The following is a 2,500-nucleotide window of genomic DNA, read 5'->3' as shown; positions in this document are numbered from 1 at the left end:
GAAGCTGAGGATGTGGATTTATCCACGTGGTAGCGGAGCGTTCCGTAGGCTGATGAAGGGAGACCCGTGAGGGCTCCTGGAGGTATCGGAAGTGCGAATGTTGACATGAGTAACGATAAAGAGGGTGAGAGACCCTCTCGCCGAAAGACCAAGGGTTCCTGCTTAAAGTTAATCTGAGCAGGGTTAGCCGGCCCCTAAGACGAGGCAGAAATGCGTAGTCGATGGGAACCACGTTAATATTCGTGGGCCAGGCGGAGTGTGACGGATTGCACAAATTGTTCATTCTTATTGGATTGAGTGAGCAGTGGAGCGGTTCCAGGAAATAGCCCCGCCGTGAGACCGTACCCGAAACCGACACAGGTGGTCAGGTAGAGTATACCAAGGCGCTTGAGAGAACTGCGTTGAAGGAACTCGGCAAAATGCACGCGTAACTTCGGAAGAAGCGTGACCCTTTGATACGCAAGTATCGGAGGGTGGCACAGACCAGGGGGTAGCGACTGTTTATCAAAAACACAGGGCTCTGCGAAGTCGCAAGACGACGTATAGGGTCTGACGCCTGCCCGGTGCTGGAAGGTTAAGAGGAGATGTGCAAGCATTGAATCGAAGCCCCAGTAAACGGCGGCCGTAACTATAACGGTCCTAAGGTAGCGAAATTCCTTGTCGGGTAAGTTCCGACCTGCACGAATGGCGTAACGACTTCCCCGCTGTCTCCAACGCAGACTCAGTGAAATTGAATTCCCCGTGAAGATGCGGGGTTCCTGCGGTCAGACGGAAAGACCCCGTGCACCTTTACTATAGCTTTACACTGGCATTTACCAAGACATGTGTAGGATAGGTGGTAGGCTTTGAAGCGCGGACGCCAGTTTGCGTGGAGCCATCCTTGAAATACCACCCTTATCTTCGTGGATGTCTAACCGCGATCCGTTATCCGGTTCCGGGACAGTGTATGGTGGGTAGTTTGACTGGGGCGGTCGCCTCCTAAAGAGTAACGGAGGCGCGCGATGGTGGGCTCAGACCGGTCGGAAATCGGTCGTCGAGTGCAATGGCATAAGCCCGCCTGACTGCGAGACTGACAAGTCGAGCAGAGACGAAAGTCGGTCATAGTGATCCGGTGGTCCCGCGTGGAAGGGCCATCGCTCAACGGATAAAAGGTACGCCGGGGATAACAGGCTGATGACCCCCAAGAGTCCATATCGACGGGGTTGTTTGGCACCTCGATGTCGGCTCATCGCATCCTGGGGCTGGAGCAGGTCCCAAGGGTTTGGCTGTTCGCCAATTAAAGCGGTACGTGAGCTGGGTTCAGAACGTCGTGAGACAGTTCGGTCCCTATCTGCCGTGGGTGTAGGAATATTGACAGGATCTGTCCCTAGTACGAGAGGACCGGGATGGACATATCTCTGGTGGACCTGTTGTGGCGCCAGCCGCATAGCAGGGTAGCTATATATGGAAGGGATAACCGCTGAAGGCATCTAAGCGGGAAACCCACCTGGAAACGAGTATTCCCTATCAGAGCCGTTGTAGACGACAACGTTGATAGGAGGCGTGTGGAAGCACAGCAATGTGTGAAGCTTAGCCTTACTAATCGCTCGATCGGCTTGATCGTTCTCATTGTTTATGGCCATCGGTCATATGATCTTTATCGCTCGCGGGTCGCACCGCGCATCTGACGATGCGCTGACCCTGCGCGGGCGCGCCGGACGACCGGCGACGGCCAGTCGGCCTACGGGGAAGTCCCCTGAAAGCCACTGCCATTGCTGGTTTACGCAAGCGCAACACAACAACAGACCTTACGTCCTTGTATCCTCGCTCCCGCATCGCAGGGGAAGGCCGAAGCCGAAGGCTTCGCAAGGCCGACCGGCCGCCGGCGCTCATGCGCCGCCCCGTCCGGAGCGAAGCGGCGTAAGCCGCGGCAGCGTGAGGACATAAGAACTCTTCCAGCTTCTCGAAAAACATGCTGCACTTGGCCGACCTGGTGGTTATTGCGGGGTCCTCAACACCCGTTCCCATTCCGAACACGGCCGTGAAATGCCCCAGCGCTGATGGTACTTTGTCTTAAGACACGGGAGAGTAAGTCGCTGCCAGGTCTGCCAAATGCAGCATGACTTTGTCCTGACGCTGTCGCGATCTGCGATCGCTTCGCTCCGGACGGGCCGCCCGAAAGCGGGCGACGGCCAGTCGGCCTTGCGAAGCAAAGCTTCGATATCTTCTCAAAACAATAAACGGCGACTGCCGATACAAAGCCGCCGTAAGGGCGGCTTTTTTGTTGCCACAGACCAAACCATAACGCGGGGCAAGAGCAGCCCCCGCCGACCCGCAGAAAGCAGCGCTTTCGAGGACCGGCAAACATAAATTCCGGGCAAGGCAGGACCAAACCGTCAGCCGCCATAACCCCGGACGCTCAAAAATAACGCGGGGTGGAGCAGCCCGGTAGCTCGTCAGGCTCATAACCTGAAGGCCGCAGGTTCAAATCCTGCCCCCGCAACCAACACTGTTTTATCAA

The 2,500-nt window shown here is 56.3% G+C and carries 1 tRNA gene and 2 rRNA genes (1 of these 3 cut by a window edge); all 3 read left to right on the top strand.

Annotation, left to right across the window (positions count from 1 at the left end):
* Positions 1 to 1,603 (top strand): 23S ribosomal RNA (locus tag EDC90_RS20260) (it extends 1,194 nt beyond the left edge of the window).
* 365 nt (positions 1,604 to 1,968) lie between these two features.
* Positions 1,969 to 2,084, top strand: a 5S ribosomal RNA gene (rrf, locus tag EDC90_RS20255).
* Positions 2,085 to 2,408: 324 nt separating this feature from the next.
* A tRNA-Met gene (locus EDC90_RS20250) sits at positions 2,409 to 2,485 on the top strand.
* Positions 2,486 to 2,500: the final 15 nt, after the last annotated feature.

This window comes from Martelella mediterranea (assembly GCF_004342225.1).
GTDB lineage: Bacteria > Pseudomonadota > Alphaproteobacteria > Rhizobiales > Rhizobiaceae > Martelella > Martelella mediterranea_B.
This window is presented reverse-complemented; position numbering and strand designations above follow the sequence as displayed.